The sequence below is a fragment of the Intrasporangium mesophilum genome (genome assembly GCF_054783095.1).
Genome location: NZ_BAAGRF010000058.1, coordinates 129,153 through 151,607, shown reverse-complemented (window position 1 = coordinate 151,607; position 22,455 = coordinate 129,153). Strand labels below are relative to the sequence as shown.

The 22,455-nt window shown below is 68.6% G+C and carries 27 protein-coding genes; 3 read left to right on the top strand and 24 right to left on the bottom strand.

All coding sequences use genetic code 11. The features are described from left to right. Positions 1 to 6: 6 nt before the first annotated feature. The 22 genes from ACYVLP_RS25995 to ACYVLP_RS25890 all read right to left on the bottom strand — a co-directional run bounded on the left by ACYVLP_RS25995 (position 7) and on the right by ACYVLP_RS25890 (position 19,491). Entirely contained in the window at positions 7 to 1,530 is a 1,524-nt protein-coding gene (locus ACYVLP_RS25995) for a hypothetical protein (RefSeq protein ID WP_460630176.1), read from the bottom strand. Further along, entirely contained in the window at positions 1,530 to 1,736 is a 207-nt protein-coding gene (locus ACYVLP_RS25990) for a hypothetical protein (RefSeq protein ID WP_460630175.1), read from the bottom strand. Before ACYVLP_RS25990 ends, ACYVLP_RS25995 begins: the two co-directional genes overlap by 1 nt. A 4-nt stretch (positions 1,737 to 1,740) precedes the next feature. Next, entirely contained in the window at positions 1,741 to 5,031 is a 3,291-nt protein-coding gene (locus ACYVLP_RS25985; RefSeq protein WP_460630174.1) for a discoidin domain-containing protein, read from the bottom strand. Between the two features lie 29 nt (positions 5,032 to 5,060). Further along, positions 5,061 to 5,453, bottom strand: coding sequence for a phage tail fiber protein (locus ACYVLP_RS25980; RefSeq protein ID WP_460630173.1), 393 nt, complete (start codon positions 5,451 to 5,453; stop codon positions 5,061 to 5,063). Between the two features lie 4 nt (positions 5,454 to 5,457). Then, positions 5,458 to 5,700, bottom strand: coding sequence for a hypothetical protein (locus ACYVLP_RS25975; protein WP_460630172.1), 243 nt, complete (start codon positions 5,698 to 5,700; stop codon positions 5,458 to 5,460). Between the two features lie 3 nt (positions 5,701 to 5,703). After that, complete coding sequence (locus tag ACYVLP_RS25970) at positions 5,704 to 6,471, bottom strand: hypothetical protein (protein WP_460630171.1); 768 nt, start codon at positions 6,469 to 6,471, stop codon at positions 5,704 to 5,706. Then, the gene (locus ACYVLP_RS25965; RefSeq protein WP_460630170.1) at positions 6,468 to 9,668 is read right to left on the bottom strand and encodes a hypothetical protein; all 3,201 of its coding nucleotides are present in this window, start codon (positions 9,666 to 9,668) and stop codon (positions 6,468 to 6,470) included. The genes ACYVLP_RS25970 and ACYVLP_RS25965 overlap by 4 nt, the downstream gene beginning before the upstream one ends. Positions 9,669 to 9,856: 188 nt before the next feature. After that, entirely contained in the window at positions 9,857 to 10,333 is a 477-nt protein-coding gene (locus ACYVLP_RS25960; RefSeq protein ID WP_460630169.1) for a DUF7426 family protein, read from the bottom strand. Further along, complete coding sequence (locus ACYVLP_RS25955; protein WP_460630168.1) at positions 10,330 to 10,488, bottom strand: hypothetical protein; 159 nt, start codon at positions 10,486 to 10,488, stop codon at positions 10,330 to 10,332. Before ACYVLP_RS25955 ends, ACYVLP_RS25960 begins: the two co-directional genes overlap by 4 nt. Positions 10,489 to 10,577: 89 nt before the next feature. Then, positions 10,578 to 11,288, bottom strand: coding sequence for a phage tail tube protein (locus tag ACYVLP_RS25950; protein ID WP_460630167.1), 711 nt, complete (start codon positions 11,286 to 11,288; stop codon positions 10,578 to 10,580). Between the two features lie 86 nt (positions 11,289 to 11,374). After that, the gene (locus ACYVLP_RS25945) at positions 11,375 to 11,779 is read right to left on the bottom strand and encodes a phage tail terminator protein (protein ID WP_460630166.1); all 405 of its coding nucleotides are present in this window, start codon (positions 11,777 to 11,779) and stop codon (positions 11,375 to 11,377) included. Further along, on the bottom strand, positions 11,776 to 12,129 hold the full coding sequence (locus ACYVLP_RS25940) for a hypothetical protein (RefSeq protein ID WP_460630165.1): 354 nt from the start codon (positions 12,127 to 12,129) through the stop codon (positions 11,776 to 11,778). Before ACYVLP_RS25940 ends, ACYVLP_RS25945 begins: the two co-directional genes overlap by 4 nt. Then, the gene (locus ACYVLP_RS25935) at positions 12,126 to 12,452 is read right to left on the bottom strand and encodes a hypothetical protein (protein WP_460630164.1); all 327 of its coding nucleotides are present in this window, start codon (positions 12,450 to 12,452) and stop codon (positions 12,126 to 12,128) included. The genes ACYVLP_RS25940 and ACYVLP_RS25935 overlap by 4 nt, the downstream gene beginning before the upstream one ends. Continuing rightward, a complete protein-coding gene (locus ACYVLP_RS25930; RefSeq protein ID WP_460630163.1) occupies positions 12,446 to 12,799 on the bottom strand; it encodes a hypothetical protein in 354 nt (117 codons plus the stop codon). The genes ACYVLP_RS25935 and ACYVLP_RS25930 overlap by 7 nt, the downstream gene beginning before the upstream one ends. Before the next feature lie 38 nt (positions 12,800 to 12,837). Then, positions 12,838 to 13,017 (bottom strand): hypothetical protein, encoded by a 180-nt coding sequence (locus tag ACYVLP_RS25925; protein WP_460630162.1) that lies wholly within the window; start codon positions 13,015 to 13,017, stop codon positions 12,838 to 12,840. Beyond that, a complete protein-coding gene (locus ACYVLP_RS25920; RefSeq protein WP_460630161.1) occupies positions 13,014 to 13,925 on the bottom strand; it encodes a phage major capsid protein in 912 nt (303 codons plus the stop codon). Before ACYVLP_RS25920 ends, ACYVLP_RS25925 begins: the two co-directional genes overlap by 4 nt. Positions 13,926 to 14,022: 97 nt before the next feature. Beyond that, positions 14,023 to 14,388: a capsid cement protein gene (locus ACYVLP_RS25915; protein WP_460630160.1), complete on the bottom strand. Its 366-nt coding sequence runs from the start codon at positions 14,386 to 14,388 to the stop codon at positions 14,023 to 14,025. Positions 14,389 to 14,423: 35 nt separating this feature from the next. Beyond that, positions 14,424 to 15,047: a hypothetical protein gene (locus tag ACYVLP_RS25910; protein WP_460630159.1), complete on the bottom strand. Its 624-nt coding sequence runs from the start codon at positions 15,045 to 15,047 to the stop codon at positions 14,424 to 14,426. Positions 15,048 to 15,156: 109 nt separating this feature from the next. Then, positions 15,157 to 15,897, bottom strand: a complete 741-nt coding sequence (locus ACYVLP_RS25905; protein ID WP_460630158.1) for a VG15 protein — start codon at positions 15,895 to 15,897, stop codon at positions 15,157 to 15,159. Continuing rightward, positions 15,878 to 17,371 (bottom strand): phage portal protein, encoded by a 1,494-nt coding sequence (locus ACYVLP_RS25900; RefSeq protein ID WP_460630157.1) that lies wholly within the window; start codon positions 17,369 to 17,371, stop codon positions 15,878 to 15,880. Before ACYVLP_RS25900 ends, ACYVLP_RS25905 begins: the two co-directional genes overlap by 20 nt. 16 nt (positions 17,372 to 17,387) lie before the next feature. Next, positions 17,388 to 19,142, bottom strand: a complete 1,755-nt coding sequence (locus ACYVLP_RS25895; RefSeq protein WP_460630156.1) for a terminase — start codon at positions 19,140 to 19,142, stop codon at positions 17,388 to 17,390. Beyond that, positions 19,132 to 19,491: a hypothetical protein gene (locus ACYVLP_RS25890; protein WP_460630155.1), complete on the bottom strand. Its 360-nt coding sequence runs from the start codon at positions 19,489 to 19,491 to the stop codon at positions 19,132 to 19,134. The genes ACYVLP_RS25895 and ACYVLP_RS25890 overlap by 11 nt, the downstream gene beginning before the upstream one ends. Before the next feature lie 55 nt (positions 19,492 to 19,546). Here ACYVLP_RS25890 and ACYVLP_RS25885 point away from each other — a divergent pair, with 55 nt between their 5' ends. From ACYVLP_RS25885 to ACYVLP_RS25875, 3 genes are read left to right on the top strand one after another with little or no spacing between them, the layout of a single operon-like run. Beyond that, positions 19,547 to 19,741 (top strand): helix-turn-helix domain-containing protein, encoded by a 195-nt coding sequence (locus ACYVLP_RS25885; RefSeq protein WP_460630154.1) that lies wholly within the window; start codon positions 19,547 to 19,549, stop codon positions 19,739 to 19,741. Next, positions 19,734 to 19,937, top strand: a complete 204-nt coding sequence (locus tag ACYVLP_RS25880) for a hypothetical protein (protein WP_460630153.1) — start codon at positions 19,734 to 19,736, stop codon at positions 19,935 to 19,937. Before ACYVLP_RS25885 ends, ACYVLP_RS25880 begins: the two co-directional genes overlap by 8 nt. Further along, complete coding sequence (locus tag ACYVLP_RS25875; RefSeq protein ID WP_460630152.1) at positions 19,937 to 20,176, top strand: hypothetical protein; 240 nt, start codon at positions 19,937 to 19,939, stop codon at positions 20,174 to 20,176. The genes ACYVLP_RS25880 and ACYVLP_RS25875 overlap by 1 nt, the downstream gene beginning before the upstream one ends. Positions 20,177 to 20,763: 587 nt before the next feature. On the opposite strand, the gene ACYVLP_RS25870 is transcribed toward ACYVLP_RS25875, so the two are convergent. Both ACYVLP_RS25870 and ACYVLP_RS25865 read right to left on the bottom strand, forming a co-directional pair. Then, the gene (locus ACYVLP_RS25870) at positions 20,764 to 20,910 is read right to left on the bottom strand and encodes a hypothetical protein (protein ID WP_460630151.1); all 147 of its coding nucleotides are present in this window, start codon (positions 20,908 to 20,910) and stop codon (positions 20,764 to 20,766) included. Further along, positions 20,907 to 22,430 carry a hypothetical protein gene (locus ACYVLP_RS25865; protein WP_460630150.1) on the bottom strand — a complete coding sequence of 508 codons (1,524 nt, stop codon included), beginning with the start codon at positions 22,428 to 22,430 and terminating at the stop codon, positions 20,907 to 20,909. The genes ACYVLP_RS25870 and ACYVLP_RS25865 overlap by 4 nt, the downstream gene beginning before the upstream one ends. Positions 22,431 to 22,455 lie beyond the last annotated feature (25 nt).

Below are 22,455 nucleotides of genomic sequence, written 5' to 3'. Positions count from 1 at the left end.
TTGGGGTTAGTCGAGGGAGGGGGTGAGCAGGGCGACGCACCGCCAGATGGGGTCTTCGTCGGCCTCGGCGATGTTGATCTTGAGTGGCTTCCACTCCTGGTCGAACGTCTCGACGGTGACCTGCTCGTGCCACTCGCTGCCGACGTAGACCTTGGCCCTGCCGGGGCCGATGCCATCGGTGATGGGCAGCCACTCCTCGCTCTCGTCGGCGACGCCGAACTCGGCATGCCCAGCGCCCTGCAGCTTGTAGACCAGGAGGGGGAAGGTGTAGTTGCCGCTGTTGTTGCGATAGACCGGGCAGCTCGCGAGGAGCAGGGTGCCGTCTCGGTAGGCTGGCGCATACTGCGAGCCGCTGCGGACGTCGTCGATGTCCTCAAAGCCGATGAATGGCACGCCCGCGCCGAGGACGAGGTCACGCCGGGACAGCCCGACCATCTTGGCGCTGGGGTCATCGTGTCCGAGGTCGAGCACGCATGCGGCAATCCACTCGGCCTCGCCAGACGTGGGTTGGCCCGCGGTCGCGGGGGTGGTGTCGTACAGCTCGACCGCGCCGAGCATCACGTTGGGCGCGATGACGCGGGTGACGTTGTTGTTGGACGTGACGTCAAGCTGGCGGTCCCAGATTTTGGTGCCCACCCCGCCGTCCATGCTGCGCAGGTAGTACACCGCATAGGTGGTGTAGGGGTGGATGGGGTTGAACGGCACGGTCGGCACCTGGACCTGATCGCTGACCCAGGCCCAGATGGTGTCGGCATACGGGTCGCCAACCGCGAGCACCCAATCGGTGACCTCGGTGGCAAAGGTCTTCTGCCAGAGCAGGCTGCCGGACATCGCGCCCGACGCCGGGTCGACGGTGACCTCGAAGGCCTGCAGGGTGCTCTGGTGCCACCAGTCGATGACCGCGAACTTGGTCGGGTCGGTGGGGTGCGGCCACATCCCAAGGATGTTTACCCAGCGGTCGTATCCGAGCTCCTCGTACGTGGCGGTGGCGAGGAGTTGGCCGCGCCGGTACGTGTGCACGCTCGTGGCCGTCGAGAGGGCGACGATGCCGAACTCGCGCAGGTAGACGTGCGCGTTGTAGAGGTAGCTGTACGCGCCCGTCGCGAGCGGCGGGCAGCTCGCGTCGGGCAGGTTCTTCATGATGACGGCCCCGCCGTCGCGGCAGTCGAACAGGATGGTCCGCGCGACGGGGCGACCGGGATAGAAGCCCTCGGACATGTGGACCTGCACGACGTAGTCCTCGAGCGGGACCGGGTACAGCGGCGACCACGTCTCGAGCTGGTCGTAGAGCGTGTAGCTCAGGACGTTGAGGTCGCTGTCGAGCCGCCAGGTCTGGAAGCCGTAATACTGGCCGTCCCACCCTTGGGGCGGGTTGGCCGAGGTGTAGCCGGCGTTGAACTCGGTGTGCGCGATGACGAAAAACGTCCCGTCGGGCAGCACCGCGGCGCCGGGCGCGCCCCAGGTGAGGAAGGTCGAGTCCTCGTGCTGATTCTGCAGCATGGCGCCCTTGACGTAGTCGAGCGTCGCCACTAGACGCCCGCGTCGGTGTCATACCAGAGGGTGCCCTTGACGGGGCTGGACGGCGCCTCGTCCTGCACGTAGACGACCGAGGCGGTGGCCGCCTGCCGGGCCTGGCGCGCAATGCGCCGGCCCAGCAGGTCGACCGCCTCGTCGGTGCGCCCCAGCCGGGTGCCCAGGCCGTCGTCGCCGCGCGGCCTGTTCGTTGGGGTCAGCATCGGGTCAGCTCCCGTCTTGTTCGCAGGGGGTGAGCATCATTTCCAGCAGGTCGGACTGGCCGGGGTGCAGCCGGCGCTTGACGAACCGATACAGGCCGTCGATGCCGGCCTGCTCGATGATGAGTCGGCCCCAATCGCCCTGCTCCCACGCGTCCATGACCTCGCTCGTGCGGCTGGGGTGGATGGTGACCCACACCGCCGGCTTGGAGGTCTTGAGCCGCTTGAGCTGGCGCTGGGCGCCCTCTTCCAGCTCGGTGACCGGCGTGTCGCCCTCGGTGGAGACGACGCGCTCGAGCATGAGTCCGTCGAGCGCGGCCGGGTCGGAGGCGTAGCCCTCTTCCCGGTCGGCGCCCCATCCGTCGGCCTGCAGGATGATCGACGATGCGACCTCGCGCGAGTCCGACGGCGCCTCGTAGGCGGTGACGTTGCCGCCATGCACGAGCACCTCGCTCGTGAGCGAGCCCTGCCGGGGGTAGTAGGTCACGACCGTCTGGGCGGTCGGGGTGACCTCCATGACCACCTCGGGCCCGCGGTACAGCGAGGCAATCTCGCCGATGGCGGTCTCGATGGGCATCCGCTCGTGGTAGGGGTATTCGCGCGTGCGGGTGACGCCCGTGGGCTGGCAGCGCGTGCCGATGCCCAGGTCGCCCTTGCCGATGCTCGTATCCTGCGCATGCTCGACTAGGCCCTTGATGATGTTGGCCTGGTCGACCTTGAAGAATCCGAGCTGGTCGGCGGGGTACAGCCCAGCCATCGTCCACATCGCCTCGCCAGCAGGCGGGTAGAGGCGCACCTCGACGTCGTAGGTCCGACCGTCAGCCGGAATCTCGATCGTCGCCTCCATGCGCATCCAACGGTCCCGAGGGGTCTTCTCGTCGATGTCCGCGTGCGCGGAGTCGATGACGAGACGCGGCCCGGTCGGCTTCTTGGGGTCCGCCGGCTTGGTCGGGTCGGCGGCCTGGATGTAGACGCCCCAGCCGTCCTTGGACGGGCCGATCCATTTGGTGATCCACGTCCACCCCACGAACGTGAGCGGCAGCGGCGCCTTCTTGGCGACCGGCTGCACGATGGACAGCTTCTGCACCTCGTACTGCCGGTGGCCCGAGGCCTCCTGCACGCCGGACCACGAAATGACCACGCGCCGGTTGGCGGCCAGCCCACCGGGAATCTGGTGGTAGTAGCCAAAGCCGACGGTGGTGGTCACCGCGTTGGGCCGAACGCTCTTGATCGACGCCGCAGCGGCCTTGGCGCGGTTGAGCGACAGCGCCATGCCGTCGCCATAGTCGCCGTTGATCCGGTTGTCTGCCGTGTACCCCTCGACCCGCACCGACAGGTTGCCGGTCTTGGGCATGAGCGCCGCAACGGCCTTGATCGCCGCTTCGCCGCCGGGCAGGTAGGTCGCCTGGTTGGGCACAAAGACGGCCTCGGTCTTGACCTCCTTGGTGACGGTGACGACCTTGTCGACGCCGCGAATCTGCAGCGCGTTCATGGTGACGCCGAAAAAGTCGGTCGAGATGACGTCGCGAACCGGCTGTGCCGCCGGAATGGAGTCAGGCGCATAGGCGCCCGTCCACGGCGGCTCGCCGGTGGCGAACGAGCCGTTGACGAGCAGGTTGCGCTTGGGTATCTGCCCGATGACCCGCCGGCCTGACTCGAGATACCAGAAGGGGTCACGGCACTTGACCGTGCTCCTGCCCTCGTCGTCGTCGTCGATGGTGACGATGGGGCCCCGGAACTCGAGCTCGGTGCCGCGCCACACCTGGGCCTGGCGGCCCGCGGGGGTGATGTAGTCCCGCTTGGGGTCCGAGGCGGGCAGCTCAAAGTTGAAGCTGGACCCGACGCCCACGCCATCCTCGATCGGCGCCACGTGCGCGTTGGTGACCTCGGCGAGCCGGGTGCCGTCGCGGTGGGCGATAATGAGCCGGTACTGCGGCTTGCCGGTGCGCGGGTCGAGCGGCTCGGTGAACGGCGTGAACGCGCTCGCGTCGACCGTCAGGCTCGAGCTGGACGTCATCGCGACGCTCGCAGAGCCGGTCTGGTCGGCCTCGGCGAACAGAGCCGATGCCGCATACAGCGGCGCCTCGGCGGCGGTCGTCTTGGGCGGGTCGGGGGTGGCCGACAGGACCGAGGTCGCCGTCATTGACGCGATGGCCTGCAGCACGGTCGCCTGGGCCGTGGCGCGCAGCACTGACGTCGAGGTCAGCGCCGCCGACACCGGACGGGTGGCTGCTGGGGTCGCGGTCAGCGTTGAGCTGGCCGCGAGGCTCGCCGAGGCGCTCGCGATTGGCGCGCCGATGTTGCCGTTGGCCGACAGCGTCGAGCTGGCGCTCAGTGGCGCCGAGGCGCTGAATACGGTTCCTGCGGCAGTGGCCGTCAGTGTCGAGGTCGCCGACAGTGCCGCCGCGCCGTTGTGCGTCGTGCCGCCGGGCTGGTCGATCCACACGTCGAGCTTGTAGTTGGAGCCGGCGGCGTTGGTCGGGTTTTGCATGCCCGAGCCGTAGACATAGGTGTGGTTGCCGTTGACCGAGGTTGCCCCGCTGGGCATGACGAGGGGCCCGCTGGTCAGCGTCGTGTTGAAGCTGCCGTTGGCGTTGGCCCGAGTGCCGGTGAAGTAGAAGACGGCCCGGTAGTTCGTGCCGCTCGTCAGCGCGTACGGAGTGGCGAGCATCGTCTCGCCGTAGCCCGAGTGGGTGTGCCCGGTGACCGAAAACTCAGTGATTGCAACGTAGTCCGTCGCCGACACCACGTCGGTGATATAGAGCCGGTACTGCCGGTAGCTGTTGCTGTTGGTGAAGTTGAAGACCTGCGCAGCGGTGCTCGACCACGTGACGCCCGTGCGGGTGTCGAGGTCGATCCATGTCGTGCCGTCGTTGGAGCCCTGGAACTTGAAGTCTTTGGGCGAGTAGGCGTTGCTGCTCGGGTGCGGCGTGATCGAATACTGCGTGACGGTCGAGGCGCTGTCGCCGCAGGTCTTGAGCCACTGCGCCCCGCCGGTCTTGGGCGAGGTGCCCAGCCACCAGGTTGACGTGCTGCCGTCGAACGCTTGGCCGGGCCAGTATCCCGCCGGGTCGCTGCTGCCCGGCGTCAGGATGGTGACTGCGGTGGTCAGCGGCGTGGAGCCACCGACCGCGTAGAGCGCCGCCGTGATGGTGCCGGTCCACGTACCCGTGTTGCCCTCGTGGACGCGGAAACCGTTGAGGGTGCAGCCGGTCGAGGTGACGTGAAACTCGGCGCCCAGCGAGATAGGACCGTCATTGGCGGTGCCGTCCGCGACTGGTGGGCTGGCCCGGTACATTGCGGCCCCTCTCGCTGGCTAGGTGTTCGTCAGGACAGGGCCGAGCTGATCGCCGAGGCGGCGAATGAGAGGGTGTCCCCGCTGGCGGTCGTCTTGGACGCGGTCAGCGCGCCGAACTCGAGCCGGACGTTGGAGCCGGACTTGATTTCGATGCCGACGATGGTTGCCGCAGGCATGTTCGTGAACGAGATGCTGCCCGAGTTGGCAGACACGCTCGGGGTGGCGGCGGTGGCGGACGCCCAGGTGATCGACTGGCCGGTGCCGGCGGTGTAGCCGCCGCCGGTGGACAGCTCAGTGCCGCCGGACGTCGACGTCCCGTTGGCCGTCATGAGCAGTACCTTGTGGCCGGTCGGCGCCGTCAGGGACGAGCCGCCGTGGATGTGGTTCTGGATCGCCTGGGCGAATGACTGGTCGAGCGACATGGGCTCAATTCCCTTCTGGGCTAGGGGTGCAGATGTCACAGCCGGCCGCGGCGCAGCAGGCGGGGTGGCGGAGCTGCAGGGTCATGTCGACGAGCGCACAGAGCGCCGCCTGTTTGGCGTCGACGGGCAGCTCCGCTGCGGCGACGACGGCCACGAGGCCCGCGTTGACGGGGACCGAGCCGGGCGCATGCCCGATGACGTGACGCGGGCCCTCGTCGACGAGGCCGCACAGGTCGCAGACGCGCAAAAGTCACTCCCAGGTGGGGTAGTAGGTGAGGCGCACGTTGGCCGTGCCGCTGTTCTGGACCGTGTTGGTGCCGGGCTGCGCCGCGAGCCAGTGGTTGGCCGGGATGAGCGAGTTGTAGAGGTTCTCCCCAGCCGGGCCGATCACCGTGCGCTCGGGGTTGGAGAAGCCGAATCCCGAGGTGAAGACCGTCCCCGAGGGGACCGAGGTCGCGCCGGTGCCCTGGACCGCGCCGTAGCTCTTGAGCGTGACGGTGCCCGAGCTGAGCGTGCGCACCTCCATTTCGGCGGCGACGGTGCCCTGGCACGCAAAGCCGTCGGTGGCGCCGGCGTTGATGGTCCGCACCATGGGCGTCGTCGACCGCTTGAAGGGGTAGAGCGCCTTGAGGTTCAGCTCGAAGAAGACGACGCCAGCCTGCGGCGTGCGGATGTCCGGCTTGGCGCCCTGGCGGACCTTGAGGAACTTGTCACCGCCTGGCTCATGCACGACGAGGTCGATGTCACGACCGACCGGGGACAGGGTCGGCAGCAGGTAGTAGACCTGCCAGGCGAGCGCGTCGGTCGCGCACCGGACGAGCCCCGAGCAGACGAGGGCCCTTGCGCCGTGGAGCGCCTCGGCCTCATAGGCGCCATCGCGGAAGGTGGGCGCCCCGTCCTCGTTGCGGAAGATCGGGGCGTCCCACCCACGCGGGAGGGCCATTTTCCAGAGCGCGCCGTTGGCGTCGCGGACGCCAGTGCCGAAACTCTGGCCGCCGAGGTCAATCGCGGTGGTCACGCGAGTCTCCTGTCAAAGTCGTTGACGTCGACCCGAGGCCGTGGCAGCTCGCGGATGGCCAGGGCCATCTCCTTGCCGATGGCTCGGATGTCCTCGGGGTGCAGGCGGTTGGTTGCAGCGCGGGCCTCACGCCGCTCCTCGTTGCGCCGGTGAGCTGCCGCCGAGACGAGCTGCCCGTGATTCAGGCGCAGCGCGACGCTGTTGCCCTTGGGGATGCCACCGGCGACGGTGAGCGTCGCGCCTCGGTTGCCCGCCTCGAGCGCGGCCTGGTTGCGCTGGCGTGAGGCGTCGGTCGAGACGAACTCGCCAGCAGACACGCGCAGCATGCGTCCGGTCTGGGCGACCATCGCCAGGATGCTGTCGCTCGTGCCGGTGCCGGGCCCGACGAGCGTTCCCACGGCATAGCCGGGGATGGGACCACCCGTGCGCAGGTTGGGGTTGATACCGTGCCGCGCGAGGGTCTGCTCGTTGTGGACCTGCAGGGCTGCCTGGCTGCCGATCGTCTTGTAGACCTGCTGGATGGTCAGAGTGACGGTCTTGCCGGTGATGCCGTTGATGGCATCCTGCAGCGCCTTCTTCTGTTTGAGCGCCTTGGCGATGTCCAGCTCGGCCTGGGTGGGCGGCAGCTTCGTGGGAATCTTGAGCAACTCGTTGACGTACTTGGTGACCTCGTCCTTGTTGAGACCCTGGGCCACCGCGTTCTTGATGATTTCGTCTTTGAGCTGGCTCAGCTTCTTGCGGGCTGCCTCGCTCGCATCCGCGAGGTTGCCGTCGACGCCGGCCTTGGCCTCGGCCGCCTTGATCGCCTGCAGCAGGTTGTCGCGGTTCGTGAGCGCGGCCTCTGAGTTGCCCGTGAGCGAGGTTGCCGCTGCCGCGTCCGCCTTGGCCTGGGCGTAGGCCGCTTTCTCGGCTGCGGTTGCGGCGCTCGTGCTCTTGGTCGTCGAGGACGCGACCTTGGCCTCGGCCTGCTGCAGCCGCAGGTTCGCGTTGGCGAGGCGGTTGCGCGCTGACTCGAGCGATGATGCCGTCGACTTGGGGTCAGACTGCAGGCGCGCGAGGTGCGCCGCTGCCTGGCTCTGGGCGAGCCGGGCCCGTGCGAGGCTATCCGTAGCGGATCGCGAGGTGCCGCCACTGCTGCCACCGGAGGACATAGCCGCGAGGGCCTGGGCCTCCCGCTCCTTGGCCGCACGGATGCCAGCGCCCACCTGGTTCTGCGCCCGACCAAACGCGATGTCAGCCTCTTCTGCTGACTGCTTCTCGCCGTTGAGCTCGTCGAGCGACTGCTTGAGCAGGCCCGCCGCGTCGTTTTGAAGCTGCATCTGGATCGTTGCCGCCGCCAGCTTGTCGGACATGTGCTGCTGGGCAGTGGCGGCGTTCATGAAGGTGGTCGCGTTGACGCCGTAGGTGTCCGCAAGGTTCTGGATCGCGGCGGCCGAGAAGCTGACCGAGCCGGTTGCGCCCTCGGCGGCGGCCTTAATGTCGGCGTACGCCTTGGCGCCAGCGTCGAGCTGGCCGTTGGTCTGGCCGAGCTTGTCCTTGAGGTCGACCGCCGCATTGCCGAGGTCGCTGTTGACGACGGCGGCGTACCGGCCCGAGCTGGCAACGGTCTTCAGCTTGTCGCCCTGGGCGTCAATGGCCGTGTTGACCCGGTCCATCGCGCCGGGCAGCCCCAGCGCGGCGTCGGTGAGGTCACCGAGGGTGAGGCCGAACCTCTTGCCGGCGTCTGCGGCGCCGTTGTCGACGAGCTGCATGGCCGCCTTGCGGCGGATCGACTCGTCGAGGGCGCCGTTGGACGCGCGCAGGGCGTCCGCCCAATCGTTGACAGCCTCTTGGTTCTCGCGGGTGCTCTCGGCGGTGTTCGCCAGCAGGAGCGACAGCCCGGCGAGGGCGATGCCGATCACGCCGGCAGCGACCTGCAGCCCGCGGACTGCAGCGGCGGCCCGAACGGACCTGGTCGCGACGTCGCTGACGGCGTTGGCGACCTTGGTAATGACGGTGCTCAGGCCGCTCCACGTCTGGAAGCCGAGGAAGACGGAGCTCGCCAGCGTGGCGATGACCTGCAGCTTGTCCGCAGGGATGGCGCCGATGGCCGCCGCGATGTTCCCAATGGCGGTGAGGGTGCCCATGCCGAGCGGCGCGAACGCGTCGACGAGCTTCACGGCGGCGCCCGCGATGTCCTCGATGGACTGGACCACCTGGGGAAAGACCGAGCGGACGTAGTCGCCAAAGCTGACGATGCCCGGACCCTGCATCGCGTCGCTGAAACGCTGGCTCAGGCGCAGGACGTAGGTGGCGACGTCGAGCATGACGGGCCGTAGCGCCTCGAAGGCGCTCAGCAGGCCGGTGGTGATGTTGACGGCGACCTTGCCGGTGATGGTCGCCATTTCGCCGAGCTGGTCGGACAGCGCCGGGGTCCGGGCGGTGAGGTCCGCGACGGCGGTCTGCAGCGGCGCCAGGACGTTGCGGGCGGCGACCGCACCGAGCTGGTTCAGGTCATCCTTGGCCTGGCCCAGCGCGACGCCGTAGGCGCGCCCGACGTCGGTGCCGGCCTTCATCTCGTTCTTGATGCCGACGACGGCCAGGATGCCAGCGGTCGCCATGCCGCCGAATCCGACGGCGAGCCCAGCCGCACCGGCGGCGAGCGGCACGAGGGCCGGGCCCAGGGCGACAATCGCCGTCAGCAGGGCGCCAGCACCCCTGCGGGACTCCTCGGCGCTCTTGCCTACCCGGCGGTTGCTCTCCTCGACATCCTTGTTGGAGTGGACGAGGTCACGGTTGGAGCGGTCGAGGTTCCGGTTCGAGTCGTAGGTCGCATCGATGGCGTCCTGCTCGTCGCGCCGGGCCTTGGCGAGGGCCTGCTCGGCGGCCATGAGCTGGGAGGCCTTGGCCTTGCCGGACTCGTTGAGCTCCGACAGGCGCATCTGTGCGAGGTTCACGCGGTTGGTCGCGTCCTCGAGCCGGCGCTGCGACCTGCCGAGGTCGTCGAGGCTGCTCGACGCAGACTTGGCCTTGCGCTCGAGCTGGTCGAGGCCCTCGACGCCGCCCACCTTGCCGTCGGTCCTGACCGAGACGCGGACGTCCTTGTCGTCGAGGGCCTCAATCTCGAGGAGCGCCTGCTGAATCTCGCGGTGGAACTGGCCGGCCTCGAGGCGCAGGAAGCCGACGATGCCGCCGATGTTGGTTTCGCCAGCGGCCATCGTTCACTCCTGGGGGTCGTCAGCCTCCTTGCGGGAGGTGAAGTGTCGGAACAGCCGCGTATCGGCAGCTAGGAGGCCGGTGAGCAGGACCACGAACTCTCGCCACGCGACGAACTCGCCTGTGCCGAGACGGATTCCGTACTCGGAGGCAAAGTCGGCGACGACGAGGGGCCACTGCTCGCACAGCGTCAGGACGGAGTAGCCGCCATCCGGGCCTTCTTCTTGGATGAAGCCGGGCGGGAACTCGTACCACTGGTAGGTGCCGGTGAGGGGGTCACGCTCGCCTCGTCCGTACTGGTCGGCCTCGGCGACTCGGGCTGCGTTGTGCGCAACCGGATCGCCGTCGCCAGGGCTTTTGGGTCAATGCCGTTCTCCCAGACCACCTCGGCGGCCTCACGGCCCTGCTCGAAGTAGACGAGGGTGGCGAGCCCAGCCCGACCGATGGCCTCGGCGGGGACGTTGTCGTCGACCATCTCGTCCCAGGCGTCGCCCATGATGAGGCGCCAGGTCTGCTCGGGAGCCAGCTCCTCGAGCACGGTGTACTCGCCGGCCTTGACCTTCTGGATGGTCAGCATGGCGTCATAGGGCAGCTCGGGGACGGTGTAGACCTTGCCGTTGATCGGGAACGCGAGCGGTTCCGGGGCAACGTCCTCCCAGCTCTTCACGAGAGCACCACCATGGTCGAGGCGACGCCGAGGATGAGGGCCGTGCGGATGACGTGGCGGGACTCGAGGATCGGGCGAGGCTTACCGATGCACGAGATAGCGCCGAGCAGTCCGAGCGCGAACCACGCGAGCAGAACGATTTTGAACACAGACATGGCTGTCTCCTTGGCTGATTGGCTGGGTTGGCTGTGAGGTGTCGGGCGCGGCCCAGCCATAGCCGCGCCCGACACGTTGAGAGGGACGGTCAGGCGCGCGTGTACGCGAGTGCCGTCGAGGCGCCGACGCCGTTCGTGACGACGACGTTGGCCGGGCCAGCGGTGCCAGCCGGCATGATGGCGACGATGACCTGGTCGGACACGATGACGTAGCTCGATGCGTTGTTCGCGCCGAACTTGACGCCAGCCGCGCCGGTGGTGCCGGTGAAGCCAGAGCCAGTGATCGTGACCTGGGCGCCAGCGGCAGCACCGGAGGGCAGGGCCGACAGGAGCATCGGGGCGGTGGCCGCAGTGCCGGGGTTGGTGATGGTGTTGCGCACGCCGTCACCCATGAACGTGATGGTCGCCGCGTCGACGTCCTTCACGCCGTCGTTGGCGCGCTCCCACTTGACGATGGCGACGCCCTGGTAGGCCTCAGGCCCGCCGTTCTTGTCGTAGAAGCGGATTCCGACGCGCGCGGCGTCGCCGAACCCGCCGATGCGCGCGCGAGCGAGCTCCTGGCCGGGGTCATAGACGCCGGTGACCGTGCGGCGGAAGACGGAGGCCGTGACGCCCCAGGCGTTGCCGGTAATCTCGAAGCTGTCCCAGCCGTCGGTGTCATAGGCGCCGGTCTCGACGGTGTTCGCGTCGACGGTCGGCTTGAGGGCGTAGATGCCCTTCAGCTCGACCCAGCCGCCAGCGAGGGTGAGGTCGGCGGTCACGTCCACCCGGAACTTGCGGGCGAGTGCAGTAGTAGTCACGCAATGCCTCCTGGGGCATGACAAAGGCCCCGATGCTCGGGGCCTATGGGTTGGTGCCCGCTAGGGGCGGATGGGTGGTGTGGCTGTCAGAAGGGCCGGCCCGCCGTGAGCGGCAGGTCGACGTCGACCTCGTAGTTGTCCGAGCGGGCCGAGCGCTTGGCATCGTCGATGCCGAGCGGCACGGACGACACGCGGAGGCACTGCACGAGATGAGCGGTGCCGTAGGTGCGGTTCTCAAGGGTCTGCAGCGCCAGGAATGCGCTGTCAGCCAGCTCGTGGACATCGAGGCTGTCGTTGGGGACGCCTCGGGCCATGAGCTGCACGCGCAGCGTCGAGTGCGCCACGGTGGCATCGTCGACGGTCGCGTAGGCGGACAGCCCGATGGCCCGGTGCGGCTCGCTGGGCAGGTCGCCAAACACGATGAGCTCGGTGATGCCTGCGGCGACAAGCTCGGCCTTGAGTCCGAGCAGGAGGTCTTTGGTGAAGCTCACAGTCGCTCCCAGAGGTGTCTGCCGGCCTCGTTGATGGCCTCACGGCCCTTCTCGAGCAGTGCGGTCTCGAGGAACTTGGCTTGCCCGCCGCGCGGGTGCTTGAAGTGCACGTGTTCGTGGACCCAGCGCGCGTAGGGGCCGCCGTAGACGATGCCGACAGCGTTGTTGCCGCTGCGGTCGCGCTTGACGACGCCGGACGCGACGAGGCGCCCGTGCTCCTTGGGGACTCGCTTGTCGCTGTCGGCCAGGATGATCTTGGCGCCGACGGCCAGGTCGTCGTCGAGGCGCTTAGTCTTCTCGAGCACCTCGCGCAGGTAGATCGACATGGTGTCGCGCCAGCGCATGCTCACCGGAGCTGCACCTCGACGTGCTCAAGCGCGCGGAGCATCGACGGGCCCAGCCGGGGCTTGACGGCCTGCACCTGCATGACGTTGCCGTAGGGGTCGGTCACGCGGGACTGTGGCCGGAACAGTGGCGCGTTGGCCAGGTGCGTGTAGAAGGCGGTTCCGCTCGACGAGACGACGTCGCCGGTGGCGGTGCGGCTCAGGCTCACGCTGTCGTCGAGCAGGCCCAGCACGTCGACCGGGGCGGCATACGTGTCGCCGAACTCGCCTGCGCCGCCGTAGGTCTCGACGGTGACGGTGTGGATGAAGAAGGATGCCAGGCTCAGCATGTCGAGTCGTCGGGGAGCAGGTCGATGACGAACGCGCCGGTACGACCGGCCAGCCGGCGCAGGTCGGCACGCTCGGCCTTGGTGAGGTACAGCCCGCCGCCACCCGTCGTGGAGCCGAACGAGATGTTGGCCGAGCCCAGGCCCATCGACTGCGCGGATGAGACGTTCTGGTAGGCGCGTCCGGCCACCGCCAGCTCGATGCTCTTGGCGGTGTCCGGCAGCGGCGACACGATTGTCTCGAGCCGGTCATGCGCGAGCTGCAGGAGCAGGCCGGCTCGGGCGGGGTCGATGTCGTCGACTCCGAGGTACACCCCGAGGTCGGCGGCCGTGGACAGGGGAGTGCTCACAGATGGCTCGCTTTCTCGGGGTGTACCTGGGGTGTCGCCTAGTCCGCCGCGAGGAAGCCGAGTCCGTCGAGGTGCTCGACGGACTCCTGCGACACACGGTCGGTGATGACGTCGCCGGCCTGCAGGTAGAAGACCTTGCCGTCGACGCCCTTAACCGGAACGAGCTGCGCGATGACGCGCAGGACTCGTTTCGGTGCGGGCTGCTTCTTCTCGGTCACGCGACGCCGGTGATCTTGAAGCCAGCGTTGGGGTCGGTCACGACCGGGACAAAGTTGGCCCGAGCGCGCAGGCGCCAGGAGTCGCTCTCGTCCGCGCGGATGGTCTTGGACTCGACCAGGTCGCCAGCCGGGAAGTAGCCGCCACCGAGGTTCTCGGTCGCGATGAAGCCGAGCTGGTTGGTGTCGACCACCCACGCGCTCGTGCCGACGTTGCCCGGCAGGTTGGCAGCCGGGACCGGCATGACCTGCAGGCCAGCTAGGACCGAGAACCGACCCGTGTAAATCGGGTTGCTCTGGGACTCGCGAGCCATCGCCGCAGCGATCGTCGCGTCGGACGCGAGGTAGGCCCACGTCGAGTCGTCGACGAGCAGGGCGTTCGGCTCGTAGCCGAGGTTGTTGCCTCGGATGTCGGCCTTGGCCCGCATGATGTCCTGCAGGATGAACGGGGTCGTGCCCGAGCCATCCCACTTGGCCTTGGCGGCGCGCGTCTGCGTGACCGCAGCGGCAACGACGGACAGAACCGACGTGTCGATGGCGAGCGCAGCAGAGTTGACGAGCTTGAGCAGGCCCTTGTTGACCGGGTCCATGTTGCGGCGGCGGATGGCCTCGTCGGTGACGAGGGTGTCCTTGCCCCACTTGGTCACTCGGGCGAGCCCAGCGGGGCCGTCCGAAATGGTCGTCATGCTGTACTCAGCACCGGGCGCGACAACCTCGGGGGTGCCGTCGGAGAAGATGCCCTCGACGAGCTCGTAGCCGACAGCGCCGCCGTTGGTGTCCTGGCGGCCCGTCAGAATCTTCGTTCCGACGTAGCGCAGGTCACCGAGCGTCTGCAGGCGCCGCGCAACGAACTGCGGGTACTGCAGGAACCGGGAAGCGGTGACATTGGGGTCCGACAGGGTTGCCGGCACCGGGGGATAGGTAGCGATGGTTCACCTCACGGGGGTGCGGGAGACGGCGAGTCGCGCCATCTCCTGGGGAAGCTGGGGAAGGGGTGACCCGGCGGGGTCAGCGGGTCCAGAGGACGCGGACCTTGTTGCCGGTCGTGGCGGTCGTCAGCGCGACGCCAATCTGCTGACCGGCCGGCGGCGTCGCGGAGGTCGCAACCGTGCCCGCGGCACCGGCGATGACCGGGTCGCCAGCGGTGACCGTGCCCGAGGCGGTGAGGTTGTGCACCCCGCCGACGTAGACCGTCACGTTGTCGTTCGTGGAGCCGTCGAAGGCGACCACGCCGACGACAGCCACCGACGCGGCACCCGCCGCAGCGACCGTCCCGGCACCGGAAGCGGCCACAACCTGACCGGCGGTGACCGAGGCCGAGGCCTTGAGGGTCACGGCCTGCCCAGGCTTGAAGATGGGGAGATACTCGGCCATTAGCCGGCCTCACTTTCGTTTGGGGAGAAGGCGATTCAGCGACGCGCAGGAGCTTCGTCAGGGAAGAAGGCGAAGTAGGCGGCGTCGTCTTGGTTGGGAGCACCGGACCCGGAAGCCCCCTGGGCTGGGTTGGGTGCGGGGATGCGTGAGCCGGGCGTCTTGCCCAGATGCGGCTTGCGGGCCAGGAGGTCGGCCAGGTCGCCTCGGATCGCGTCTGCGTCAACGTCGCCGCTGTGCGTGGCGTACCTGCTGACGTCGAGGAACGCGATGGCGTCCTCGGGGTCAGCGAATCCGACTGCGGCCATTGCCTTGACCTCGGACTGCACGGAGCGGCTCAGGAGAGCCTCGGCCCGTGCGCGCTGTGCCTCGGCGGCCTCCTGGGCGCGCTCAAGGTCGGACTTGGACGCCTCGACGAGGCGGTTGTAGTCGGCAATCTGCGGCTCTGCCTCGCGCAGCGCGGTGCGATACCTCGCGGCCTCGTTGCGGGCCTTGGAGACCTCACCCATGACCGTGTTGCGGGCATCGTCGTCGAGCCCAGAGAGCAGGTCCGCCAGGGACTTTCGCTCGTACGGCTTGGGTGCGGCAGCCTCGTCCTCGAGCTCGGCTGCGGGAGTAGTCGCATCCGTGTCGTCGAAGAGCTCAGGCGGGAAATCAGACATGGCAGAGCACTCCTGGTGCAGGGGTTGGGGGGTTGCCTCGGCGTCAGGCCGGGGGGAATGTGAGGACCGGCCCTGGGCCCGAGAAGGCGGGCGGAATCGGTCGTGGGGGTTACTTGGCCGCGGGGTCGGTGCGACCCTCGACAGCCCGGCGGAACGCGTTGCGCGCGTCGTTGCCGCCGAGGCCCTTGGTTGAGGACTTCCACAAGGCCTGGGCCTCGCGGACCCGAGCCGTGGGCTCGTAGACGCCAAAGACGGGCTCGACGCTGCACTTGCAGTCGCCACCGGAGCCGTTGGCGCGGCGCCGGTGCGCCGGGAAGGAGGCTGACCGCTTGGACTTGTAGAGGTCGCCGCCGGCTGCGCGGAGCGCGAGCATGAGGCAGAACGAGCACGCGTCCGCGTTCGGGACGCGGGCCCAGCCCCGTGCCTGGTCGTCGATGGCGACGCCGCCGATGAGTTGGCGCCGTCCGTAGTCCCAGACGAGCTGCTGCGCCGCTGAGTCGAGCACATCCTGCGAGTCCTGCTCGTTCGGATGGGGCCCGCGCAGCGGTGCCACTACCTCGTCGACGAGCTGGTCGATGAGCTGCGGCTTGACCGGCCCGGCGGCTGGGATGTCCGCTCGGCCACCGACGCCGGCAGCGCGGCGCGCGTTGCGGAAATACTCGAGCGCCGCCGCCGCCGAGGCTCGACCGTAGTAGTCGACGATGGCTTGGACGGCCTCACGGAATTGCGGCAGCGTGGCGTTGAGGTTGGACAGGTCGAGCAGGTGCCAGGCAGCCGCGAGCTGCGGCGCCATGTGGCCCGTGAGGGCCTCCTGCTCGGCCTGGTGGTCCTCAGCCAGCGACGCTGGCATTTGGCGCGCCTACGGCCCCGCCAGGGGTCTTCTGGGGCCCGTTGGCGGCCTGCTGCGCGGTGTCGGCGAGGCCCTGACGGATGGCGGCCAGGTTTTGCTGCCCGGCGGCCTTGTCAAAGTCCTTCTCGAGCTCGACCCGCTCCTCGGGCGTGATGCCCAGGCGCTTGAGGGTCACGTCCGAGCGGGCCGGGAGCACCTGGGCGGCGACCATCTTGCCGACAGCGTCGGGGTTGAGCGGCGCCATCGTGTGGACCGACTGCCAGTCGATCGCGAGCCGCCCGTACTTGTCCGGCAGCTCGCCGTTGTTCTGGAAGCGGATGGCGAGCTTCATTGCCTCGGTGATGGCGACGCCAAATTGCGCTTGCTTGAGCATGGCGCGGCGGTTGCGGCGGGTCTCCGTCGCCTCGTAGGCCTCGGCTGACACCGGGTTGCCCTGGGTGTAGAGGCCGAGGTCTTGCGGGACCGCCGACAGGATGCCGGCGGCCTGCGAGGCGTACATCTCGATGAGCTTGGTGAAGGTCGACGGGTCGTAGGCGGTGAGCTGGCGAACCTCGGGGAGGTTGCCCTCGTCGTCCCGCTCGAGCGCGAGAATGTGGTTGATGTACGTATCCCAGGCCCGGCGGACCTGGCCGCTGGGGGTCTGGAAGTCGGACTCGGTCGCGCCGAGCAGGAGCTTCTGCGGCACGGAGTACAGCTCGCGGGCCACCTCGAGGCCCAGGAGGGTCCGGCAGGCGCCGTCGATGATCGAGCGCAGCTCGGGGGTAATCTCCGAGAAGCCGTCGCGGTTGTAGGTGCGCGGGTTGTTCGCCATCCGCACCATGGGCACGTAGCCGAATCCGTGCTTGTCCTCGCCGGTCTTGACCCACTGCCCGTTATGGTCGCGCGCAATGTCGATGGTCCGGTTGGGCAGCATGAGCGACGCGCGGTCCTCGGACCCGTGCATGTAGTGGTGGATGCACGCCTCGGCGCGCCGGCCAGTCACGTCCCACATGACCGCGACGTTGAGCGGGGACTCCACGGTGATCTTGGGTGGCCCGCCGGCCTCGCCGGCGCCGACCATCCAGTACGCGCGGCGCAGCGCGAGCGCATCGGTGAACGCGAGCGGCGCCTCGGCGTCGAGGCCGTTGCCGGACCACAGCTCTGCGAGGTCGCGGTTGACGTCGGTGTCGCCGGGGAGCCGGAAGCCCTCGACGGCCAGGCGCTCGACGTACGGGTCGACGGCGATGCGCGCCCAGCCCACGAGGGTGCGCAGCTTGGCGGCCAGGTCTTTCGGGATGGCAATCTCGAGGTTGTCGATGAGTTGCTCGCCCATGAAGTAGGCGTTGGCGAGCTCCATCTCGAAACGGTCGATTCCCTGTCCGCGGGACTGCAGCCAGCCGATGGTGCGCTTCTCGTCCTCGGTCAGGGTCAGCGACGGCAGCGTCGGGATGCTCGTGGGGGAGAACGATGGCGTCCAGTCGACGGAACCGGCCATGCCACGCTCCTCTCGGTCAGTCGAGCACGATGACGCGGCCCTTGCCGGGCGCGCCCTTCTTGTTGGACAGCAGGTACATGCGGCGCAGCATCCGCGCGCCGACGAGGCACACCGCCAGGTCGATCTTTCGGGGGGACTCGCGATGCTCCTTGCGGATCGTCACGCCCCATTTGGTGTTCGGGTTGCGCCGTGCGTTGATGACGTGCTCGGCGAGCCAGTCGGAACGGTGGTAGGCGACGAGGCCGCCCTCGATGTCCGAGAGGCACTGCTCGACCGCCGGCACGAACAGCCCTTGGTGGTCGTGCCGGGACAGGTCGAAGGCGACCGCGTGACGGGTCTTGCCGGTCAGCACTGGCCACAGCTTGAGCCGGCGGCCGAATCGGGCCATCCACTCGTCGCACAGCGGCCACCAGAAGCGGCTGTCACCCTCGGCGTCGTCGTCCTTGGCGTGCGACGGGTCGAACCAAAACGCGACCACGCGGTAGGTGGCGAACGCGTCGGTCACGGCCCGGTCGAGCGCAAAGCGGTCGACAATCTGGTCCTTCTTGGGCTGCTGGACGTGCAGCACCTTGGCCAGGCCGTCCGAAATACGCACTGCCACAAGGCCGGTCGCGTCATCGGACTTGGAACCGTCGCCGAACATCACGACGGTGTCGCCAGCGGCGAGGTCGTCCTCGGTCGAGGCGGCCTTGACCTGGTTGGGGTCAGCCCAGGCGTCCTCGGCGGCGACAATTTGGTTGTACCAGAAGCGCCGTGACTGGCTCGCCGCGTTGCGGGTGTCGGCGATTGACTGCACGATGCGGTCGACGTCGAGCCAGGTCGAGTCGCCGCGCACCGAGCGGATGACCGCCGGGGCGGCCTCGAGCGTCAGCGGCGCCTCGGGAGCTGCCTCGAGCGAGTCGTAGAGCAGGCCGGTGTCGACCGAGCGTCCGGTCTGCACGTCCTGCCAGGCGTCGCGGTCCCTCTCGGCGACCGACTCGAGCCCAGGCTCAAAGGCGTTGGTAATGCGCAGGGTTCGCGCGGCGCCGCCCTTGGACTTGGTCGCGTTGTTGGACAGCACGTAGGCCATATCGTGGCCGCCATTGGAGCTGACCCACTCGTGCGTCTCGTTGAGGAGCACGAATGTGGCACGCGCGCCCTGCAGGGTGGCCGGCGAGGATGTGACCGCCTGCAGGAAGCGGTTGCCCGCGTAGGCGGACTCCTTGCCGATGAGCAGGTTGTGGTCGTCGCGTGCGCGCTTGGTGACCAGGTTCGGCAGTAGGCGCATCGTGTTCTTGGTCTGCTCGAGCGACACGGCGGCAATCTGAATCCACGGGTCGTCGTGCGGCTGGCCGACGGGCTGCCCGGCGATCATGTCGCCGACGGTGCAGGGCCCCACCAGCTCGAAGAGGCCCAGACAGCCGCCGATCGGGTCTTTACCCCAGCCCTTGAGCCGCTGCAGCACGCCGTCGCGGAACAGGAACCGGCCCGCCTCGTCGACGGCATACCACCAGAGCAGAAACCGCGCCTGCTCGTCGGTGAAAACCCACGGGTCATCGCGACCGGCCTGCAGCATGAGGCCGCACCAAGCGAGCATCCCCCAGCCGAGCGTGCGCTCGGGCAGGAGCCAGCCGGCGCCGTCGCGCTGCCAGGTCGGGCCGATCTTGACCGGCTCCCAATCGAGCCGCTCCTCGGCGGCCGGGCCCGTCAGCTTGCGCCGGTAGAAGGCCTCGATGGCGTCGAGCTCGTCGCGGTCCTCGGTGCTTGCGCGCGCCGCGAGGCTACGCGCCACGGGTCCAGCGCGAGGCGGCGGCCGCGCGAGCTGCGCTCGACACGTTGTCCTCGGCGGCTGGGGCCTCGTCGGGGAGCTTGAGAGCGGCGAGCATCCGCTCGAGGGCCGCGCGCTGGGCGCGCATCTCGCCGATGGCCGGGTGAATGACCTCCTGGCCCATGCTGCCCTTGGTGATGTGCGGGCTGCCGGCTGCGATCCAGCCGCGCTCGAGGGCGTCAATCATGTCCGCGGTCTTGCAGGCCGACTCGAGCCGGTGCTTCTCGTCCGCTCGCAGCTCATACCTGCCAGCGATCGAGTGCCACACGGCGAGGCCGGCCTTGCCGAGCCCCTCGGGGGTGTTTTTGGACATGCTGACGCCTCCTGGGCGGGTGGGAAACGCACCGCCAGGGTGCGAGGGTGGTGCTATGGAGTTTGTGAACGTGAGGACGGCCGCCAGGGTGCTCGGCGTGCACGAGAACACGATTCGGAATTGGTGCGACAGTGGCGTCATCCGAGGCGTCGTGCATCTGCCGGGGTCGGGGTTCCGGCGTATCCAGTGGGCCGAGGTCGAGCGGCTGCGCCGCGAGCTGCGAGCCAATGGAGAGGACGACGATGACTGACGAACTACGCGAGGGCCGCCCCGAGTGGGGCGTGATGTTCCATGACGGCTCGGTGCATCACTCGTTCAATGGCCGCACGGCCCATCGGCGAGCTGCGGACATGGCCGAGCGTCTGGCGCGGGAACTCGCGCCAGACAACATCCGGCTTGTCACGCGCCGCACGTTCGTCACGGACTGGCGGGAGGTCGAGGGCTGATGGCCGGGGGAACCGGCGGCAAGCGCCAGGACCATCCGATACCGCCGACGCCGCCGTCGACCCGGCACTGCTGGGTCGCGGACGCTGACGGTCGACTGGCAGTGCATCCGGGCCTCGTCATGGCATGGCGCGACGCCGAGGATGGCAAGCGGTTGTTGCTCGTGACCTACTTCGTCGAGGGTGACAAGGTGCTCGTGCAGCAGTGGCTCGACGCCGAGCTGGTCCAGCGGGTGCTGTAGCCGTGACCATTAGGCCTCGGCCTGGCGACCTTGAGGAAGCGGCACGGCCTCACGCGTCGAGGCCGTCTGGGGAGTGGCACGGCGTCGTCGAGGTGTGCGACCTCTGCGGTTTCGCGCGCTCCAACGGCGCCATCCACACCGACGCGGCCCCGAACGCGCGTTCGAAAAAACGAGAGCCGAGGTCGCACGCATGGTGAGTTGCTACCCCGCTTCGCGCGTCCCCCTGGCCGGGTGGGGGAGCTCCCCCCACCCCATGGGCTCAGAGTGCGCCGGGATGCCGCTCGACGGGCCGCTTGCCGGCTGCCTGCCGGCGCTCATGGCCTCGTGCCCTGCCTCGAGCGGCCTCTGCCTTGCTCTTGTCCTCATGGCACTGCACCTCACACGTAGGGCAGGGCTGGCCGTGTGCTGGTCGCAGATTGGATGCGTCATGCACTGACAGGGTGGGATGTGTCCACTCCGACCATGGGATGACATGGTCCACCTGCTCGGCACGACCATGGCCGCACAGGTGGCAGATGCCTCCATGTGCGGCCAGGATGCGTGCTTGCTTCTTGGGGTGTAGGTAGTCGCTGGGGGTGCGTCGCTTGTCAGCCCAGGCCATCGGCAGGCGCAGGCTCAAGAAGGCCTCGCTTCTGGGCCTCGGCGATGGCCTCGGGGATGCCGGCCTTGGCGCTGTGCCACACCTCGGCGTCGTCCTCGAGGGACCAATCGTTTTCTGCAGGATCGAGCATCATCGCCAGCCGTACCTCCTTGCGTACTCCTCGGCCGCCGAGTTGGCGGCGGTGCCCAGCCTTCGCTGTGCGTAGGCCTCAGCGTACCCCTCGGCGACCTTGGACTGCCCGTATCTGGACAGGCCTTCCTTCTTCTGCGAGTTGTGGAACTTGTGGGCGTCCGTCGTGTCGCCGTGACGGGACATGCCGCTGCCGGCGCCGTGGAACGTGTGGGTGTGGTCGTTGTCGACGACGTGCCCCAGCTCATGCACGAGCGTGTAGAGCGCCTGGGTCATGCCCTGCTGGGCGAGCGCAGGCATCTTGTAGGTGGCGTTCAGCCCGTAGACGTTCGGCTTCTCCGTGCCGTCGGCGACCTTGGGGCTGATATGGACGCGGGTGTTGTCGCCCTTCCACACGTAGCCGTAGGCGTTGCGCAGGTGGCGGTCGCCCGAGGGTACGCGGATGGTCAGGTCGAGGTGGCCAGTCTCGGCGTGGGTCAGAACGAATGCGCGGTCCACGTCGGCCATGAATGCCTTGGCCTGCTCCTCGGTCATGGTGGACTCGATGAGCACGCGCTTGTTGCCCTTGACGTACGCCCGTTTGACCTTGGCCGCCGAGATGGCGCCGCCCACCGACCCGTCGGGCACGATGGCGTGTTGCGGCTCGGTGTGGACCCAATCGCCGATGTCCTTGCGGGTGAACTTGGCGACGCGCCCCATGACCGGCTTGTCGATGTTCGACCCGTCGGCTTTGAACTTGCGGATGACGCCCTGACGGTCGACGGTGGTCAGCACCTTGGCTCGGTAGTCGATGACGCGCAGGTTGTTGTCGCGGATGTGCTCGCCCAGCTTGTAGTTGACGACGTCGGTGCTGCCGCGGATGCCGCTGGGGTTCAGTTGGCGGATGACGGCGTAGTCGCGATAGCTCCCGTCGCCCGCGCGGCGCAGGAGAACCTCGTGCGACTCGATGTGCCCGCCGTACTCGCCGGGCGCGCCCGGCGTCGCGGCTGCCGCGCGGGGCGCCTGGTGCTTGGGCGCGGGCGGGGCCTCGGGCGGGTCGATCATGTTCTTGTCGGTGCCGTCCGCCCGGAACAGCTTGAGCGAGCCGTCCTCCTTGCGGGCAAGGAGCCGGTGCCCGTCGGGGAAGTGCTTGACGCTGTCGATCGTGTAGCCGCGGGCGTTGAGGTGCTCGCCCAGGTGCTCGGGGATGGTCGTCGCCAGGCCGTTGCCGTCGAACTCGTGGGACAGGCCGATGCGCTTGCCCCGCTGGTCGAGGATCGAGAAATTGCGGCTCTGCGGGTTGAAGGCCGCGACGATGTGGCTGTCGCGCTTGAGGTGCTCGGACGCCACGGGTTGGATGCCCCGCACGTGCGTGCCGTTGTGGTGCGTGCCGGCGACAACCGAGTGATGGGCGTGGCCGGACGCGTGCGAGTTGGCGAGCGCCCGGCGGGCGCCCTTCTCACTGCCCTTGGCCTTCTTGAGGGCCGCGTAGTGGTCGAGGGGAATCCACCCGTGCTTCCAGTGGTAGATGCGATGGGCGGTCATCTTTCCCCTTGGCTCAATGCCGCGA